General features: G+C 60.4%; 16 protein-coding genes, 1 tRNA gene and 1 pseudogene. 8 read left to right on the top strand and 10 right to left on the bottom strand.

All coding sequences use genetic code 11. From position 1 onward, the window contains the following. Positions 1–17: 17 nt before the first annotated feature. Entirely contained in the window at positions 18–1133 is a 1116-nt protein-coding gene (gene tgt, locus DOCECA_RS01530) for a tRNA guanosine(34) transglycosylase Tgt (protein WP_161951757.1), read from the bottom strand. 14 nt (positions 1134–1147) lie between these two features. Then, positions 1148–2197 carry a tRNA preQ1(34) S-adenosylmethionine ribosyltransferase-isomerase QueA gene (gene queA / locus DOCECA_RS01525; RefSeq protein WP_434609700.1) on the bottom strand — a complete coding sequence of 350 codons (1050 nt, stop codon included), beginning with the start codon at positions 2195–2197 and terminating at the stop codon, positions 1148–1150. A 108-nt stretch (positions 2198–2305) separates the two neighbouring features. Between queA and DOCECA_RS01520 the strand changes: the two genes are divergently transcribed. Together DOCECA_RS01520 and DOCECA_RS01515 are read left to right on the top strand one after the other, a co-directional pair. Then, positions 2306–2390, top strand: a tRNA-Leu gene (locus tag DOCECA_RS01520). A 344-nt stretch (positions 2391–2734) separates the two neighbouring features. Continuing rightward, positions 2735–3064: a hypothetical protein gene (locus DOCECA_RS01515; RefSeq protein ID WP_434650059.1), complete on the top strand. Its 330-nt coding sequence runs from the start codon at positions 2735–2737 to the stop codon at positions 3062–3064. Positions 3065–3234: 170 nt separating this feature from the next. Here the strand turns inward: DOCECA_RS01515 and DOCECA_RS01510 are convergent, their stop codons facing one another. Beyond that, positions 3235–4392, bottom strand: a complete 1158-nt coding sequence (locus DOCECA_RS01510; protein WP_445571371.1) for a trans-sulfuration enzyme family protein — start codon at positions 4390–4392, stop codon at positions 3235–3237. Between the two features lie 44 nt (positions 4393–4436). Here DOCECA_RS01510 and DOCECA_RS01505 point away from each other — a divergent pair, with 44 nt between their 5' ends. Together DOCECA_RS01505 and DOCECA_RS01500 are read left to right on the top strand one after the other, a co-directional pair. Beyond that, positions 4437–4991, top strand: a complete 555-nt coding sequence (locus tag DOCECA_RS01505; protein ID WP_445571370.1) for an AraC family ligand binding domain-containing protein — start codon at positions 4437–4439, stop codon at positions 4989–4991. A 19-nt stretch (positions 4992–5010) separates the two neighbouring features. Continuing rightward, entirely contained in the window at positions 5011–5256 is a 246-nt protein-coding gene (locus DOCECA_RS01500; protein ID WP_445571369.1) for a helix-turn-helix domain-containing protein, read from the top strand. A gap of 143 nt (positions 5257–5399) precedes the next feature. On the opposite strand, the pseudogene DOCECA_RS01495 reads toward DOCECA_RS01500, so the two are convergent. Together DOCECA_RS01495 and DOCECA_RS01490 are read right to left on the bottom strand one after the other, a co-directional pair. Then, positions 5400–5758 (bottom strand): annotated as a pseudogene (locus DOCECA_RS01495) (DUF6124 family protein). A gap of 508 nt (positions 5759–6266) precedes the next feature. Then, entirely contained in the window at positions 6267–6833 is a 567-nt protein-coding gene (locus DOCECA_RS01490; protein WP_420764133.1) for a helix-turn-helix domain-containing protein, read from the bottom strand. 150 nt (positions 6834–6983) lie between these two features. Here DOCECA_RS01490 and DOCECA_RS01485 point away from each other — a divergent pair, with 150 nt between their 5' ends. The 3 genes from DOCECA_RS01485 to DOCECA_RS01475 all read left to right on the top strand — a co-directional run bounded on the left by DOCECA_RS01485 (position 6984) and on the right by DOCECA_RS01475 (position 9051). Then, the gene (locus DOCECA_RS01485) at positions 6984–7766 is read left to right on the top strand and encodes an aldolase (RefSeq protein ID WP_445571368.1); all 783 of its coding nucleotides are present in this window, start codon (positions 6984–6986) and stop codon (positions 7764–7766) included. Positions 7767–7785: 19 nt separating this feature from the next. Further along, positions 7786–8673 carry a dihydrodipicolinate synthase family protein gene (locus DOCECA_RS01480; protein WP_434650051.1) on the top strand — a complete coding sequence of 296 codons (888 nt, stop codon included), beginning with the start codon at positions 7786–7788 and terminating at the stop codon, positions 8671–8673. 96 nt (positions 8674–8769) lie between these two features. Beyond that, the gene (locus DOCECA_RS01475) at positions 8770–9051 is read left to right on the top strand and encodes a Rho-binding antiterminator (RefSeq protein ID WP_434650050.1); all 282 of its coding nucleotides are present in this window, start codon (positions 8770–8772) and stop codon (positions 9049–9051) included. Positions 9052–9218: 167 nt separating this feature from the next. Here DOCECA_RS01475 and DOCECA_RS01470 read toward each other — a convergent pair whose 3' ends face one another. Together DOCECA_RS01470 and DOCECA_RS01465 are read right to left on the bottom strand one after the other, a co-directional pair. Then, a complete protein-coding gene (locus DOCECA_RS01470) occupies positions 9219–9704 on the bottom strand; it encodes a DUF2442 domain-containing protein (RefSeq protein WP_445571367.1) in 486 nt (161 codons plus the stop codon). Positions 9705–9730: 26 nt separating this feature from the next. Next, positions 9731–10039, bottom strand: a complete 309-nt coding sequence (locus DOCECA_RS01465; RefSeq protein ID WP_445571366.1) for a DUF4160 domain-containing protein — start codon at positions 10037–10039, stop codon at positions 9731–9733. A gap of 112 nt (positions 10040–10151) precedes the next feature. On the opposite strand from DOCECA_RS01465, the gene DOCECA_RS01460 reads away from it, so the two are divergent. Then, complete coding sequence (locus DOCECA_RS01460) at positions 10152–11237, top strand: diguanylate cyclase domain-containing protein (RefSeq protein WP_445571365.1); 1086 nt, start codon at positions 10152–10154, stop codon at positions 11235–11237. Here the strand turns inward: DOCECA_RS01460 and DOCECA_RS01455 are convergent. The 3 genes from DOCECA_RS01455 to DOCECA_RS01445 are packed head-to-tail and all read right to left on the bottom strand — an operon-like array spanning position 11221 to position 16797. Then, positions 11221–13572: a TonB-dependent receptor gene (locus tag DOCECA_RS01455; protein ID WP_445571364.1), complete on the bottom strand. Its 2352-nt coding sequence runs from the start codon at positions 13570–13572 to the stop codon at positions 11221–11223. The two genes, DOCECA_RS01460 and DOCECA_RS01455, sit on opposite strands and share 17 nt — an antisense overlap. Position 13573: 1 nt before the next feature. Beyond that, the gene (locus DOCECA_RS01450; protein WP_445571363.1) at positions 13574–15961 is read right to left on the bottom strand and encodes a 7TM-DISM domain-containing protein; all 2388 of its coding nucleotides are present in this window, start codon (positions 15959–15961) and stop codon (positions 13574–13576) included. Then, positions 15961–16797: a response regulator transcription factor gene (locus tag DOCECA_RS01445; RefSeq protein WP_420764124.1), complete on the bottom strand. Its 837-nt coding sequence runs from the start codon at positions 16795–16797 to the stop codon at positions 15961–15963. Before DOCECA_RS01445 ends, DOCECA_RS01450 begins: the two co-directional genes overlap by 1 nt. Between the last annotated feature and the right edge of the window lie 195 nt (positions 16798–16992).

The raw sequence follows: 16992 nt of genomic DNA, 5'->3' as shown, positions 1-16992 counted from the left end.
TCTAGGGATCGGAAAACTCAGTCCAAAGGCGGAACAGGCAACCCGCGCTTGGCATAGAAGGCCTCGACAAAGGCGGCCAATGTACCCTGTTGGATAGCCTCGCGCAAACCAGCCATAAGCACCTGATAATGGCGCAAATTGTGGATGGTATTGAGCATGCTGCCGAGCATTTCGCCGCACTTGTCCAAATGATGCAGATAAGCGCGGGAGAAGTTCTGGCAGGTGTAGCAATCGCACGTCGGATCCAGCGGCGAATCATCATGGCGATGGAACGCGTTACGGATCTTCAGCACACCGGTGTCGATGAACAGATGCCCATTGCGGGCATTACGGGTTGGCATCACGCAATCGAACATGTCCACCCCGCGGCGCACACCCTCAACCAGATCTTCCGGTTTGCCAACGCCCATAAGGTAACGAGGTTTGTCAGCGGGCATTTCCCCCGGCAGGTAATCGAGCACCTTGATCATTTCGTGCTTCGGTTCACCCACCGACAGACCGCCAATCGCCAGGCCGTCGAACCCGATCTTGTCCAGGCCTTCCAGCGAGCGCATGCGCAGGTCGCGGTGCATGCCGCCCTGGACGATGCCGAACAGCGCCGCGGTGTTTTCGCCGTGGGCATTCTTCGAACGCTGGGCCCAGCGCAACGACAGCTCCATGGACACCCGCGCCACGTCTTCATCGGCCGGGTACGGCGTGCATTCGTCGAAGATCATCACGATGTCCGAGCCCAGGTCGCGCTGCACCTGCATCGACTCTTCCGGCCCCATGAACACCTTGGAACCGTCCACCGGAGAAGCGAAGGTCACGCCCTCCTCTTTGATCTTGCGCATCGCGCCCAAGCTGAACACCTGGAAACCGCCAGAGTCGGTCAGAATCGGGCCTTTCCATTGCATGAAATCGTGCAGGTCGCCGTGGGCCTTGATCACTTCCATGCCCGGGCGCAGCCACAGGTGGAAGGTGTTGCCGAGAATGATCTCCGCGCCAATTGCCTCGATATCACGCGGCAGCATGCCCTTGACCGTGCCGTAGGTGCCCACCGGCATGAATGCCGGGGTTTCCACGGTACCGCGGGGGAAGGTCAGGCGTCCGCGACGAGCCTTGCCATCGGTGGCAAGCAACTCGAAGGACATGCGACAGGTGCGACTCATACGGTTTCCTCGGGCCCGCGTGGCGCGGGGTTACGGGTGATGAACATCGCATCACCGTAGCTGAAAAAGCGGTACCCATGCTCGACGGCGGTCTTGTAGGCGGCCATGGCTTCGGGGTAACCGGCGAAGGCCGAAACCAGCATCAACAGCGTGGATTCGGGCAAATGAAAGTTGGTGACCAGGGCATCGACCACATGAAACGGCCGGCCCGGGTAGATAAAGATATCGGTGTCGCCACTGAACGGCTTGAGCACGCCATCGCGCGCGGCGCTTTCCAGAGAGCGCACGCTGGTGGTCCCCACCGCCACCACCCGCCCACCGCGCGCGCGACAGGCCGCCACGGCATCGACCACTTCCTGGCTCACTTCGAGCCATTCGTTGTGCATGTGGTGGTCTTCGATGCGCTCCACGCGCACCGGCTGGAACGTGCCGGCGCCGACGTGCAGCGTCACGAACGCCGTCTCCACGCCCTTGGCGGCGATCGCCTCCAGCAACGGCTGATCAAAATGCAGCCCCGCCGTCGGCGCCGCCACCGCCCCCAGGCGCTCGGCGTATACGGTCTGATAGCGCTCGCGGTCCGAACCTTCGTCCGGGCGGTCTATATAAGGAGGCAACGGCATGTGCCCGACACGGTCGAGCAGCGGCAACACCTCTTCGGCAAATTCCAGCTCGAACAACGCATCGTGCCGCGCCACCATCCGCGCCTCACCGCCGCCGTCGATCAAAATCGACGAACCCGGCTTGGGCGACTTGCTCGACCGCACATGGGCCAGCACGCGATGACTGTCCAGCACCCGCTCCACCAGAATCTCCAGCTTGCCACCGGAGGCCTTCTGGCCAAACAACCGCGCCGGAATCACCCGGGTATTGTTGAACACCATCAAATCGCCCGGACGCAAATGCTCGAGCAAATCAGTGAATTGACGGTGAGCCATGGCACCGCTGACCCCGTCCAGGGTCAACAGTCGACTGGCGCGCCGCTCGGCCAGCGGGTGGCGAGCGATCAGCGAATCCGGGAGTTCGAAAGTAAAGTCAGCAACACGCATGATGGGGTTCGTCTAGCAGGGCCGGAAAGTCTAGCGGAAATATTATAAATTCACCATGAAACGTGATTGACCAACGGTAGGCACCTCTCTATACTTCGCCGCCATTGAGCCCTGATGGCGGAATTGGTAGACGCGGCGGATTCAAAATCCGTTTTCGAAAGGAGTGGGAGTTCGAGTCTCCCTCGGGGCACCATATTAAAGAAAGACCTTGAAATTCAAGGTCTTTTTTTTCGTCTGCAAGAAAGTGGTTAGGCCCATGATCGACGCCACCAGCCCGCTTTTGTGGCGAGGGGATTCATCCCCGCTGGGCTGCAAAGCAGCCCCAAATACCAGCCCAGTGGCGAGAAAGAACCTGCAATAAGGAAGACAGGAAGTAGGGAAAACCCCGTGGCGAGGGAGCTTGCTCCCGCCTGAGCGCAAAGCGCTCACAAAATAGTCACTCCCCACACCGATACTCCGACTAGCACTCGCCAAGCCATGAACCCTCAACCCAACTCCACCCCACCCTCCTCACCCAGTCACAAAGGATTTCACCCCATGGAATTGCTGCTGGAAACGGTCGCTCTCTACTCCCTCAAACTGGCTTATGAGACAGAAGGCCACAGCCCGATCCTGCGGGATGATCCGTTGATGGGCAGTTGCGACCGGGAGATTTTCGAGTTGTTGGTGCGGCGGGGCGATGTGGCCGGGATTCAGGGCGAAATCAGTCGATGCCTGGATTTGGCGTTGGGGGCGATTGGTGGGGTGGATACAGTGCTGGGCCGAGAGCTGCATCGTTTGGCTACGGATTTCAGCTCAGCGCAAAAGATAGACGACCTTCACGCTCCGCTCATCGCGCTTAACGCTTATGTGAAAGATATTCTATAAACCCCAGCGCTCGTTCCCACGCTCCCCGTGGTAACGCATCCGGCGGATGGCGAGCAACCCGGCAATGCTCTTCTGGATCTCCGCTGCGATTGTGAGCGCGCTCGCTCGTGGGGCTTACGGGCGCTGTTAGCCAAGACTGTCAGACCTTTCAAAAGAAGCGTTTTTCCGGCTCATCCCTCCATCCGATTAAACGCCTGGGCCAGATCCGCACACAGATCCGGCGCATGCTCGAGCCCAATGTGTAAACGAACCAGCCGCCCCTCGTCAGGGAGCGTCTTGATCGAGCGCAGTTCGTGTGGAATGGCGGGCATGACCAAACTTTCATACCCGCCCCAACTGGTGCCTAGGCCAAACAATTTCAACGCGTTGATGAAGCGTTCAAATGCGGCTTCATTGCAAAGTTGCAGTTCGAAGGTAAAGGGCCCGGCGCCACCGGAAAACTGTCTTTTCCAGAGGGCGTGCCCGGGATCGGAGGCCAATACTGGAAACATCACGCGTTTGACCTTCGAATGTGCACTTAACCATTCAGCCACTTCGATTGCGCTGGCTTGATGCCGGGGCATGCGCACGGCGAGTGTTCTCAATCCGCGCAGGGTGAGCCAGCACGCATCCGGGGAGGCATGCGAGCCGTGGCGGCCACACCATTTGCGCGTCGTGTCCAACGTTGAGTAAGCGCCGGTCACCAGGCCGAGAATGACGTCTGAGTGGCCGTTGATGAACTTGGTAGCCGCATGAATCGAGATATCGATCCCCAGCGCATGGGCGTTGAAGTACATCGGTGAGCCCCACGTTGAGTCGCAGGCAACCGGTATGCCCCGTTCATGGGCCGCCGCGCACACTTGCGTGATGTCCAGCATCTGCATCGTCAACGATGAAGGCACTTCGATGAAGACTAGGCTCGTATTGTCGTCGATCACTTGGCCGACTTCGGCGCTGTCGTTGAAGAAGCTGATTTTGGTGCCAAGTGCTGTCAGCGATTGCTCGCAAAATACTCGGGTAGGACCATACACGCCGTTGTAGACCAGGATATGTTTTCCCGGTCCCGCATGTGCGCCTAACACTGCGGCGATAGCGCTCAAACCGCTGGAGGTGGCGATGCAGGTTTCGGCATTTTCAAGGCGTGCCATGGCCTCTTGTAACTCAAACGTGGTGACCGTGCCCGAGCGCCCATAACGTGACGATTCGAAAACCCTGCCCTGGTACGAATGCCGATATTCCTCCAGGGTTTCAAACACTACTGTTGAAGCGCGTACCAAGGGTGGGTTGACCGCATGAACCGCTGCGGCGCTGGTGCGGCCCAGGTGAACAAGAGCAGAGTCACGGTGCATGATGGCCTCGATTCGAGTGGTCAGAGTTCTATAGTATGTTTGGCATGTCAGACTCCATCAGCCAAAAAATATCGCTGACGCGCCATCCCGAGCCCGCCGAGTTTCGCCTGTTAGCGAAGCGGCATGAGCGCGGCGCTGTGTTGCCTTCGCACGAGCACCAGACCGGGCAATTGGTGTTTGCGTTGCGCGGCACGATGTTGGTTGAAACACAGCAAAGTCGCTGGACGGTTCCACCGCAACGGGCGTTGTGGATACCGCCGCATCAACTCCATGCCATTCAAATCCTGTCGGATGTTGAGATGCGAACGGTGTATTTCCACCCGGCATTGCTCACCGAAGTCGCCGGCTTCGCGCGTTGCAACGAAGTGCACGCGGTCGTGGCATCCAGCCTTATCAGGGAACTGGTACTGGGCTTGTTCGAACAGCCGCGCCAGGGTGAGATGCGCGAATTGATGGTGCAGTTATTGCTGCATGCATTGGGTGAAGCGGCCTGCCTACCGACACACTTGCCGATGCCGACTAACGAGCGGCTGCGCGCGGCTGCGCGCGGCATTGATGGAGCTGATTTCAGGCAATCAGTGGCATTGGTCGATATCTGAAATTGCGTATCGTGCGGCCATGTCCGAACGCACCTTTACGCGGCGCTTTAGCGCGGAAGTGGGCTTGAACTATCGCACATGGTACCAACGGGCGCGCATCGTTGCCTCGCTGGATCTGCTGGCATCGAATCGGTCCGTCAAATCGGTTGCACATACTTTGCAGTTTGCGAGTGCAGCAGCCTATGTGGCGGCCTTTCGAAAAATAACAGGCAGTACGCCACGGGCCTTTCAGTCCACTCATTTAATGCAAAGCGCGCCTCAGTGATTCCTCGTTACATCATCGCCCAGATCAAAACGACTCTGGTCCTTCCACACACGCTGCAGGTCTTAAGTGTGCTTTGATGCTCCCGTCAGGCGGCAGGAAAGGTCTGCTGCGCAAGACCTTTCCTGCCGAGGCGAACGCCTCGGCTACCTCACCTCAACAATATCCAACGCCCGATTCGCCAACAGCTCACTTACCTCAATCACCTGCAAAATCCCCATCGCAACCGCCGCCGCGACCCATCCAGGTCAAACGCCAAATCACTGATCATCGCGTTCGCCGAAGCCAAATTCTCACTGAGATTCGCAAGCAAACACTCAGAATCCACACTCGGATCAATCCGTAAAATGGAGTCAGTCTTGTCAGACGTTTCGCCCTTAGGCTTGGGTTTCAGATAACAATCCAACGCTCGCGTGGCAGCGTCGTCGATTTTCTTGTTGCGGGCAGACTGAGCACGGGAGACGTGTTCGTTCGTGTCGGGAGGATTTGGAGTAACTTTTGCCATCGTCTTGCTTCCTGTAGTTGGAGCCATCACCCGCTCGCGACTAAACGATGGGAGGCAGCTGTACGCAGGTTAGTCGACCGGGGAAACAAGAAACCGGCGCGTCCGAGGACGCCCTGCGCACAGCCACCATCAAGTGCAGGATGGGAATCCCGACTGGATGACGCCTTGCACAACCTGTTTCACCCTGGGCGACTAAACCCGATCACTGATGAGCAGTGACAGGTCCCAAACTACCGACGCGGCCCAAGGCGCACAAGCCGGCGGATTCTGGCGTAGTTGTAGGCAAAGGCGCAAGGCGCTGTGGCTTGGCAGGCCTTGTCGCTAGTGTCTGTCGGTCTTTACTGACAGGACGTCACTCGACTGGTCCGAGCAGGTGTCCGATGCCGTTCAATTGAGGCTGTCGAAAGATCTGTGGCAAGGCGCTCATGGGAGGGGGCTGCTGCGCAGCCCAGCGGGAGCAAGCTCCCTCGCCACGGGGTTTGGTGTTTACCCAGCGAGCAACGCGGTGCTAGGCGTCTTCGCCCTTCTGTGCCGATTCAGCGCTGTGCACCACCACCAGCAACTGCGCCTGAACATCACCCACCGAGCGCAGGCGATGGGGTTTTTGCGCGTTGAAATGCAACGCATCGCCGCGATTCAACACGACGCGCTCGTTCATGAAGTCCACTTCCACCTGGCCTTCGTGAACGAACAGGAACTCCTCGCCCGTGTGTTCCTTGAACGCATGGTGCGCGGCGAATTCGGCCGGGGGGTAGAGGATGAAGGGCAGCAAGGTTCGCTCGGAAACCTGGTGAGCCAACACGGCGTATTCAGCGCTGCCAGGGTTCGCCGCCAGGGATTGGCGGTCTTCACACCGCACCAGGCTGTAGCTGTCGAGCGAGACGTTTTCCTCGGAGAACAACTCCTCGACGTTCACGTTCAACGCCTTGGACAGCTTGAGCGCCGTGGCGATGGAGGGCGTGCTCAGACCCCGTTCCACCTTGGACAGATAGCTCTTGGTCATTCCGGTTTTTTCAGCCAGGACGTCCAGCGTCACACCGAGTTTTTTTCTGAGCAATTTCAAGCGAATGGACATAGGTAACCCACATTTCCAGGGAAACGGACAATCTGCGATTGCAAATGACACTTTGTGTCATATAGTCTATTTAGTGTCATTAGCACGTCCATCCCACAGCTTCCATGACGCGGATCAAGAACGGTCAAAGAACGAATCAGGAGAACTGACATGAGCAAGACACTGGCGACGCCCAAGGACCAATTGGTCCAGCATGCTGTAAACCAGATGCAGAAATCACTGCCGGATAATACGTGGACTGTGCGACAAAAGCTGGCCCTGACCTGTCGCATCTTGTTCGAGAACGGTCACGACTCCGGCCTCGCCGGGCAGATTACCGCACGCGGGCCGCAGCCTGGCACTTACTACACCCAGCAACTGGGCCTGGGGTTTGATGAGATCACCGCCGGCAACCTGCTGTTGATCAACGAAGACCTCGAGGTCCTGGAAGGCCACGGCATTCCCAACCCGGCCAACCGGTTTCACACCTGGGTCTACCGCGCCCGGCCGGATGTGAATTGCATCATCCACACCCACCCGACCCACATCGCCGCACTGTCGATGCTGGAAGTGCCGCTGAAGATTTCCCACATGGACCTCTGCCCGTTGTACGAAGACTGCGCGTTCCTGGAAGGCTGGCCGGGCGTGCCCGTGGGCAACGAGGAAGGCGAATTGATCGCCGGCGCCCTGGGTGACAAGCGGGCGATTCTGCTTTCCCACCACGGTCAATTGTCCACCGGCGAGACCGTGGAAGAAGCCTGCAACATCGCCCAGTTGATCGAGCGCGCCGCGAAGCTGCAATTGCTCGCCATGGCCGCCGGCGAGGTGAAGCCGATCCTGCCGCACCTGGGCCGCGAAGCTCACGACTGGATCGCCCGTCCCAAGCGTCACGCCGCCGCCTTCAACTACTACGCCCGGCAGAACCTGCGCCAACACGCCGATTGCCTGAACTGAACCCAATAGGAGCGACGCCATGTCTACCCCCAACATCCACGGCATCATCGGTTACACCATCACGCCCTTCTCCGCCGACGGCCAAGGCTTGGACCTGGACGCATTGGGCCGGTCCATCGACCGCCTGATCGACAGCGGCGTACATGCCATCGCGCCCTTGGGCAGCACCGGCGAAGGCGCCTACCTGAGCGACGCGGAGTGGGACCAGGTCAGCGAGTTCAGCATCGCCCGCGTTGCCGGCCGGGTGCCGACCGTGGTCAGCGTGTCTGACTTGACCACCGCCAAAGCGGTGCGCCGCGCGCGTTTTGCCCAGGATCACGGCGCCGATGTGGTGATGGTCTTGCCGGCTTCCTATTGGAAACTGAGCGAGGCGGAAATCTTCAGGCACTACCAGACCATCGGCGCCAGCATCGATGTGCCGATCATGCTTTACAACAACCCGGCCACCAGCGGCATCGACATGTCCGTGGACTTGATCCTGCGGATTTTCAACGCGGTGGATAACGTCACCATGGTCAAGGAAAGTACCGGCGATATCCAGCGCATGCACAAGCTGCAACTGCTGGGCGAAGGCCAGGTGCCGTTCTACAACGGCTGCAATCCACTGGCGCTGGAAGCCTTCGCGGCCGGTGCCAAGGGCTGGTGCACCGCCGCGCCGAACCTCATCCCGCAACTCAATCTCGACCTCTACGCCGCCGTGTTGGCCAATGACCTGAGCAAAGCTCGGGCATTGTTTTATCGTCAATTGCCGCTGTTGGATTTCATCCTCAAGGGCGGCTTGCCCGCTACCATCAAGGCGGGTCTGCGCACCCTCGGCCTGGAAGTCGGCGACCCGCGCTTGCCGGTGTTTCCGCTCGATGAGTCGGGGAATGACCGGCTGCAAGCGATGCTGAAGCAACTGCTCTGATTCGCCCTGCCCTGCGACCCGACGGGTGGCGACTCAAAACGTCAACCTGTCGGTCGCTTCACTTCATTCTCAAACTGCAAAACGGCGAGGCGTGAGATGGACACCTATAAACCGTTGCACTGTGACCTGCATGACTACTTGGAGATCGCTTGCCTGTGCGGCTACACGCTGGACATCGACTTGACTGACGGCCAACGCGTGACGGCTCGGGCGATTACCACGCGGACCGCTTCCACGCGGGAAGAGTTTCTCGAAATCGAAACGGCGGACGGTCGTCAGGAGATTCGCCTCGATCAGTTATTGGCAATTACGCCGCTGAATGAGAACGCCAGGTTTGGTCGGGTTATGTTGACGGTGGATGACCAGGTTGGTCAGTGAAAGGATCCGCTAACAGACGCACCGCTATCGCGAGCAAGCTCGCTCCCACAAGGGACTGTTGCGCCTGAAACTCAACGGACGTCCAGTATCCCCGTGGCGAGGTAGCTTGCTCCTGTGCAGCCGTAATCATTCAGTCAGTAAAGTAGCGGGGCAGAGGCTTTGTCTCATTAAGCTATTTGCGAGGTCCTTTTGCTCTCAGCTTTTGTCACTTTTTTGCCCTTGTGCTCAGACTCCCATCCTTTACAAGCCAGGGCCACATGCTTGGGAATCATTGAGGTCCCACTGCTGTAAGCGGTGATAGTGCGACGGGTAAAGCCCAGCTCCTGCGCGGCGGTCGTCAACGAGAGTTTGTTGGCGGCCATCCAGCGTTTGAATGCCTGGGTCGGCATCACCTCACCGGCTTGCTCCAGCGCCAACCGATGCAAAGTGACGGCCGCCAGTTCCAAGTCATCCCCCCAGCTCACATCGAAGCCCCATTCGCCCACTTGGGCGGTGCCGAACAACGACAAGTCCTCCAGGGGCTTGAGCATCGGGAATTGTTGGATGTATTCCCGCAAGTCAACGTCGTAGCGCTTACCATTAGCAAACTCCACCTGCAAGGCATGTTTGCCGGGGACAGGCTTCACGCTGCTGATTCTGGCTTTGCTGATCATGGGTCAGTGCCTCCGATTCTGTTCATTCAAACACGCAGTTCAGCCTTGTGACTTGTCGCCCACGCCAAGGCGGCTTTCAAGGCTTTAGGGTTGGCTCCTTTGCCAAGGACCTGGAGCCCATCGATCACCACCAGCGATTCACCGTCAGGCGTTTGTACCTGAAAATGCGGCGGAGCGTGATCGTCCGGGTAGATTTTTATTTTCCAGTTACGGTCGCTATATACGGCAGCCATGCCAAGCATGGCTAGGGAATTTTTTTCCCTACCGCAAGGACGCCGGACATCCATCCGCCCGCCGGCTGATATCACCCGCCCAAAAATATCTTTCCACTCCATACCCTCCCGCAAAGCCCCCATCCCCTCCAGCAAACACCCCACCGCCCCCCCACCTCGATAATCCCCCGCTTCACCCACCCCAAGCGCTACAACCGAGCACCGCGTCCCTCCCATGAACCTACACACCTTCATTCGCGGCTATTGCCTGAACTCCAGGCTCGCCACGAATGCCCTGACCCGCCTGCACAAATCGCTTTCCTCCTTGGTTCGCTACTTGGCCCTGCAAGGCTTCGATTCCAATACATGGCCCGCCACCCGCGACGAAGCCGCCCTGGACCGTCACCTCAACACCCTGTGCCCAGAGCTGGCCACCACCGTGTTCTGCCATGCCCGCGAAGGCATCATCCTCGTTGATCCCTTCGGCCGGGTCATCGCCGTGAACGAGGCCTTCACGCGGCTCACCGGTTATGGTCAGGAAGAGATTCAGGGCCATGAGCTGAACGCCCATCGCATGGTCCGTCGCCTCACCGCGTTTTACGCGCCGATGAAGAACGCGCTGGATTTCCACGGGCATTGGTCCGGTGAGATTCAGACCAACCATAAAGATGGCCGGGAGATGACGTCGAGGATCAGCATCAGTGCGGTGCATGACCGTCACGGCAATGTTCAGCACTACGTGGCGCTGTTCAGCGACATGACGCAGATGAAGCAGCGCTTGCAGCTGCTGGAACGGGATGCGCGGTATGACGCGCTCACGCAGTTGCCCAATCGATTGTTGTTGGCCGAGCGGATGCGGCAGGCGTTGGGCAAGGCGCGGGTTCATCAACAGAAGGTGGCGATTGCGTTTATCGACCTGGATGGGTTCAAGGCGCTGAACGACAGTTATGGGCATGACTGGGGGGATCGGGTGTTGCAGATTGTCGCGGCGCGGATCAATGCGACGTTGCGCGAGGGCGATACGTTCGCGCGCCTTGGGGGGGATGAGTTTGTGGCCGGGTTGGTGGGGCTGCAGGAAGTGGAGGATTGCGAGCCGATGCTCAAGCGGATGCTGGCGGCGGCCAATGCGCCGATCCTGATTGGCGCGCAGACGGTGGAGATTGCCGCGAGTATCGGGGTGGCGTTTTTTCCGGAGCATGGGCTTGAGGTGGATGGGCTGATCAGCAAGGCGGATCAGGCCATGTACCTGTCGAAAAAGGCCGGCGGTAATCGCCTGGCGTTTTGTCCGACCCGCTGCCTTTCGGTCAATAACGAAACCTGACGGTGGTGCCGACGGTGCGTTCGCTGCCGGTCATTACGCCGTAGTCGCCGGCACCGAGCAGTGAGTAGACGGCGGTGATGTAGTTGCGATCGAACACGTTGCGCACCCAGCCTTCGACTTCCCAGGCGCGATCCTGGCTGCGCATGCCCAGGCGCAGGTTGGTGAGGCCGTAACTGGGTTGATAGCTGCCTTCGCCGCCTTCGAGGGTGCCGTAGTAACCGGTGCGGAAGCTGTAGTCGACGCCGCTGTAGAGTTCCAGGCCATAGGGCAGCGGGTGGGTGTGGTCGAGGCCGCTGCTCAGGTTCCATTCCGGCGCGTTGTAGAGGCGCTCGCCGCTGAGGTCGCAGGTCCATTGACCCGAGGCCGGTGGGCACGGGGCGTTGGGGAAGCTGCGGTAGCGCGCGTCGCTCCAGGCCACGCCCAGGCGCCCGGTGAGTTGGGAGGTGAGTTGCCACGCGGAATCGAATTCGATGCCGCGCAAGCGGACTTTGCCGACGTTGATCAGGTTGTCCCGCAGCGGCGGCGCGAACAGCGATGTCGGCGGGCTGTAGGTGAGCGCTTGGTAGTCATCGACGTCGGTCTGGTAGACGGCAAGATTGAGCAATGCGCGCTGATCCCAGAACTGCGTCTTCATGCCCACTTCCAGGGACGTGGCGCGTTCCGGCTCGAAGGTGGGCTCGGTGAACGGCCCGATCACGTCGAAGTTGATGCCGCCGGCCTTGTAGCCCCGCGACCAACTGACGTAGCCCATCACGGCATCGCTGAAGCGATAGCTGGCGCTGAGCAGGCCGGAGACGTTGTTTTCTTTTATGGAGTCTTCACGGTAATAAGTACCGCCGAGGGCGATGTCCCGCAGCAATTGCCCGCCCACCTGGAACACCGGGGGTAAGCCGTTCAGCGGGGCAAGGTTGCTGACGTCGCGGGAGATCCAGCCGTCCTTGCGCTCCTGGCTGTAGCGCAGGCCGCCGGTGAGTTCCAACGGGTCGATCGGACGCCAGGAAAGTTGACCGAACACCGCCCGGCTGTCGCCCTTCTGCTCGCCGTCATAACGCTGCCGAGCGCCATCGAGCAGCGCGGAAGGCACCTGACTCGGATCGGTAAACGTGATGCCGAAGATTTTTTGCAGTGCCTCCAGTTGATCGCCAACAAACCAGGGCGCGGCGTCCGGGCCGAATTCGGCGTCGATCTGGCGGTCGAGCTGTTGGCGCAGGTAATAGAGCCCGGCGACATAATCGACGGACGAGCCGGCCGTGCCGGACAGCCGCCATTCCTGGCTGAACTGCCGATGGCCCAACTCGGTTTCGGATTGGGCCACCGCCAGCGCGGTGCTGTCACCGTCGCGGCCGGCGCGGTAGTCCCAGTCGCGGTAGGCGGTGATGCTGGTGAAGCGCATCGCCTCGTCCAAGTCCCAATTCAATTCCAGTGACACGCCGTTCTGCAGAGTTCGCGGGCGACCCGGCGCGTCGATGCGGTTCTCCCGTTGGTAAGGGTCGGGCTCCGCCAGCGGATAGCCAAGGAATTTGGCGCGCTTGCGGGTTTGCTCGCTGTAGTGATTGACCAACAGGACGTTGCCGGCTTCGTTCTGCTCGGCGTAGTCGGCGATCAGGCGGGCGCTGAAGTCGCTGTTCGGCGTCCACAGCAGTTGGCCGCGCAGGCCTTGGCTGTCGGCGTCGCCGAGGCGGCTGCCGTCGTGCAGGTTTTCCACGGCGCCCTCGCTGGAGCCGTCGAAGACATTGAGCCGCCCGGCGAGAACGCCGTCTTGCAGCGGCCCGGAGACGGTGCCGCGATATTCCCGCAGACCGCGCTCGCCGTAACTGGCTTCGAGGTTGGCTTCGGGCTGGAAAGTCGGCTGGCGCGTGACGATGTTCAGCGCGCCCGCGGTGGTGTTCTTGCCGAACAAGGTGCCTTGCGGCCCGCGCAACACTTCGATGCGTTCGATGTCCATCAACTCGGTGAAGGCCATGCCCTGGCGTGCCTGGTAAACGCCATCGACGTAGGTGCCGACGCTGCCTTCCAGACCATCGTTGTAGGCGGTCGCGCCAAAGCCGCGCAGGCCGAAACCGGCATAACGGGCATCGTGGCCGGACACCACCAGGCCCGGCACCCGTTGTTGAATGTCTTGCAGACGATGCAGGCCGGCTTCGTCCAGCTGATCGCCGTAGAGGACGTTGATCGGGATCGGCACGTCTTGCGGGTCTTCTTCGCGGCGGCGAGCGGTGACGGTGGTCTGGTCAAGGACGAGGCCGCCGGAGGTGTCTTGCGCTGCCTTGGCCGACAGCCAAGGCAATACCGTAAGGCTGCCGAGCAAGAGCAGCCGATAACCCATACCCGGCATGCTAGAACTCCCGGGCCATTGCTCGATGCACCGTGTCCGGGCAAACCAGGGTCTTGATCCGCGCCAGCAATTGGCGGCTGTCGGTGGGCTTGAGCAGCACAGCGTCGAAGGCCAGGTCCTCGGGGTAACCCGGCGGCCTGTGTGGCGGGACCGCTGAATAAAGCATCACGGGCAGATCATGCTCACGGGCACGCACGTGTCGCAGCAGTTCCCAACCGTCCATCCCAGGCATCATCTGATCGCTGATCAGCAGGTCGACTGGCTGTTCCGCCAGGCAAGCCAAGGCATCTTCGCCGCTCACCGCCATGCTCACATCGAAACCGTAACCGGCCAGCAGGTCATAGAGCCATTCGCTGTTTTGTTCGATGTCGTCCACCAGCAACACGTGTTTGCCCTGGCCATCGAGCGGCGTGATGTTGTTATCGACGATGCCGTTTTCCAGGTCATCTTCTTGGGCGCATTTGAGTTGCAGGCGAAAACTGAAGTGGCTGCCCTGCCCCGTGGCCTGGGGTTCGAGACGGCTGCCCATGCGTTCCAGCAATTGGGTGACGATGGACAGCCCCAGCCCGCTGCCTTCGTAGCGTTGGGCGTTGCGGCCACGGCGGAACGGTTGCAGCAGTTGTTCGAATTCTTGCGGATCGATGCCGATGCCGGTATCGATCACGCTGAAGCGCAGCTCCACGGTGTCAGCGGTTGCTCCTGGACAACAGCCCACTTCGAAACGGATCTGGCCGTTGCGGGTGAATTTCGCCGCGTTCGCCAGAAGGTTCATCAACACCTGCCGAAGCCGCTTGAAGTCGGCCTCCACCAGGGGCGGCAGATCCTGGGCCATTACCGCGTTGAAGCTGTTGCCCTGGCGCGCGGCGAGAAAGCCCGCCTCGTCGGCGATTTCCTGGAGAAAGCCGTACAGATAGCCCGGCGCGAGGGTCAGTTGCATCTGCTCCAGCTCGCCCTGGGAGAACTCGAGCATCTCGTCGATCAGCTCCAGTTGTTGACGGGCGTTGCGCTCGATCGTCGCCGGGTAGTCGCGATTCGGCCCGCCGTGTAGCAGGCGCGCATAGTCGATGATGCGCACCAGTGGCGAGCGCAGGTCGTGGCTGATCCGTGCCATCAATGCGCTGCGAGCCGCGAGGGAGTCGCGCAGCTGCGAGGTGCGCAGGGCCACGGTGCTTTCCAGGCGCTCGTGCTCTGCCTGGCGTTGCTGTTCGAGGGTCGACAGCGCGTGCTTTTCCCGGTTGCGGCTGCGGGCCACTTCCATGATCAAGGTGCACACCAGCAACACCACGCCCGCCAAGGTGGAAGACAGGCTGTACTTGCTTTCCGGCGACTGCCAGGGCAATTGTTCCTGGGGGAAGAAAATCCGCATCAGCAGTTGCCCCACCAAGAGCCCAGGCACCAGCCATGCCATCCAGCTGTAGCTCAGCCGCCTGCGCCACGCCATGAATAACGTAGCGAACAACACGCCGTAGAAACTCATCAGGAAGACCTGAACGATCTGCGCGCCCTGGACCGCATCGATCTTCAACCACCAAAGTCGGCCGAAGACACAACCTAGCAGCGGCACCCAATAGCTCCAGCCGATGATCCTGGGCAGCTGGGACACCTGCAACAGTACGCGGAAGTACGCCAGGAACAGTACGAACGAGAGCGCGCTGGCGCAGGTCAGCAGCTCGCGCATCCAGCCCAGCGCCGACGGCCAGTAGATCAGGTAACCGTTGAGGATGCAGGTCAGCAGGATGTAGCTCAGTACCGCACCCGCGTTCACCATCAGCAGCCGGGAGCGCAGGATCCAGCCGACGATAAAGCCGAACGGCACGACCAGCAGGACAATGCCGAGGGAGAGCCCGTCGCTCAGGTACGTCTGTTGCTGACTGCGCAGCAGCGCCGGTTCGGACCACAGTTCCGGCTCCAGCAGCATCTGGAAGTTGCTCGCCACCCGGACGAACACCGTGGTGCTCTGCCCCGCCGCCAACGACACTGGGAACGCCGGCTGACGCGCCGCCGGTTGAGGCCATTCGGCCAGGGGATAGGCGCCGCCGCCGTGTGCCTCGTACCCCGGCCGGTAGACGCGGATGTCTTCCAGGCGCGGCGCCCCGACCACCAGCAAGCGCGAACACGCCGCATCGCTCGAATTGGTCAGCCGTAATTTCAACCAGAAGGCGGAGCGGCTGTAGCCCTGCGTCGGCCAGCTTGGGGTGGCGGCTTTGAACTGCGTGTCTGGCAGCCGAGCAATTTCTTCCAGGCTCAGGCGTGCCTGGGTGTCTTCGAGAATCCGCACGACGGACATCAGGTTCAGAGAGTCGGCGCGGCAGATATCCACAGGTGCCGCACGCAGCAGGCCTGTGGATAACAATGTAATGGTCAGCAATAGAAACTGAAGAAGCCGCATCAGGTGCGCCCGGCCGACTCGGTTTCAACGATGCCCAGGGTTTGCTGGCGAAACTGGCTGGGGGTCATGCCGATTCGCTGGCGGAAGGCCGTGGTGAAGTTGCAGGCGCTGCGAAAGCCCACCAGTTCGGCGACATCCTGCACGCTCATGGCGCTTTCGCACAGTAGATCCTGGCCGCGCCGCAATCGCGCGTCGCGAATATAGGCGAACACGGTCAGCCCGAGATGCTCGCGAAAAATGGCGGAGAGGCGTTTCTCATGGGTGCCGACTTTTTGCGCGAGCATGCCCAGGGACGGCATGTCGTCCAACTGGTTTTCTATCAGTCGCATGGCCGCGCGCAGCACGATTTCATCACCCTGCGGCTCCGGATCGGCCGGACTTTCCTGGACGGTCGGTGGTGCGCGCCAAGTCAGCTGCAGGTGGATCTTGATGCGCGCCAGCACTTCTTCGGGGGCGCAGGATTTGGGGATGTAGTCCACGGCGCCCACGGTCAGCCCTTCCAATCGTTCCAATGAGGTATTTGCAGAAGACAGGAACAGAATCGGGATATGCCGGGTGGCCGGTGCCTCCCGCAACAGCCTGCACAGGCTGAAGCCGTCCATTTGTGGCATGTGCACATCCAGGACGATCAGGTCCGGGCGCAGCGCAAGTGCCCGTTGATAGCCCTGATAGGCGTCGCTGGCCAGGGAAATGCGCCAGGGCTGGGCCTTCAAGAGGATGAGCGTGGCGCGGATGTCTTCGGGGATATCATCGATCAGCAGGATATGCGGCACGGGCTCGGACACCGCCGTGCCCTCCGCCGTCGCTGCCTGCCTTGCGTATCGTCCGTTGTCCATTCGCCAGGTCTCTTGTTGTGTTTAGCCAGCTCTCTGTCGCGAAACTGCCGGCGGAAGATCACCTATCGGGCCGGCAATAAATGGATATAACGGCAGGGCGGGCGAGAACTGAAGCTATCAAATTTTCAACAGACGATAAACGGTCATGCCGTTCGGGGCGGGATGTAGTTGGGGGGGCATAGACATGTGGCGAGG

Source organism: Pseudomonas sp. E102, from assembly GCF_052660185.1.
Note: the sequence above shows the minus strand (reverse complement) of the source record. Positions and strands in the feature narration are given on the sequence as shown.

Coding starts and splice junctions, on each gene's coding strand:
- DOCECA_RS01465 (WP_445571366.1), bottom strand. CDS start 10,039: ATGGAGTGGAAAGATATTTTTGGGCGGGTGATATCAGCCGGCGGGCGG.
- DOCECA_RS01485 (WP_445571368.1), top strand. CDS start 6,984: ATGAGCAAGACACTGGCGACGCCCAAGGACCAATTGGTCCAGCATGCT.
- DOCECA_RS01470 (WP_445571367.1), bottom strand. CDS start 9,704: ATGATCAGCAAAGCCAGAATCAGCAGCGTGAAGCCTGTCCCCGGCAAA.
- tgt (WP_161951757.1), bottom strand. CDS start 1,133: ATGTCCTTCGAGTTGCTTGCCACCGATGGCAAGGCTCGTCGCGGACGC.
- DOCECA_RS01475 (WP_434650050.1), top strand. CDS start 8,770: ATGGACACCTATAAACCGTTGCACTGTGACCTGCATGACTACTTGGAG.
- DOCECA_RS01510 (WP_445571371.1), bottom strand. CDS start 4,392: ATGCACCGTGACTCTGCTCTTGTTCACCTGGGCCGCACCAGCGCCGCA.
- DOCECA_RS01500 (WP_445571369.1), top strand. CDS start 5,011: ATGTCCGAACGCACCTTTACGCGGCGCTTTAGCGCGGAAGTGGGCTTG.
- DOCECA_RS01490 (WP_420764133.1), bottom strand. CDS start 6,833: ATGTCCATTCGCTTGAAATTGCTCAGAAAAAAACTCGGTGTGACGCTG.
- DOCECA_RS01505 (WP_445571370.1), top strand. CDS start 4,437: ATGTCAGACTCCATCAGCCAAAAAATATCGCTGACGCGCCATCCCGAG.
- DOCECA_RS01480 (WP_434650051.1), top strand. CDS start 7,786: ATGTCTACCCCCAACATCCACGGCATCATCGGTTACACCATCACGCCC.
- DOCECA_RS01460 (WP_445571365.1), top strand. CDS start 10,152: ATGAACCTACACACCTTCATTCGCGGCTATTGCCTGAACTCCAGGCTC.
- DOCECA_RS01445 (WP_420764124.1), bottom strand. CDS start 16,797: ATGGACAACGGACGATACGCAAGGCAGGCAGCGACGGCGGAGGGCACG.
- DOCECA_RS01450 (WP_445571363.1), bottom strand. CDS start 15,961: ATGCGGCTTCTTCAGTTTCTATTGCTGACCATTACATTGTTATCCACA.
- DOCECA_RS01515 (WP_434650059.1), top strand. CDS start 2,735: ATGGAATTGCTGCTGGAAACGGTCGCTCTCTACTCCCTCAAACTGGCT.
- queA (WP_434609700.1), bottom strand. CDS start 2,197: ATGCGTGTTGCTGACTTTACTTTCGAACTCCCGGATTCGCTGATCGCT.
- DOCECA_RS01455 (WP_445571364.1), bottom strand. CDS start 13,572: ATGCCGGGTATGGGTTATCGGCTGCTCTTGCTCGGCAGCCTTACGGTA.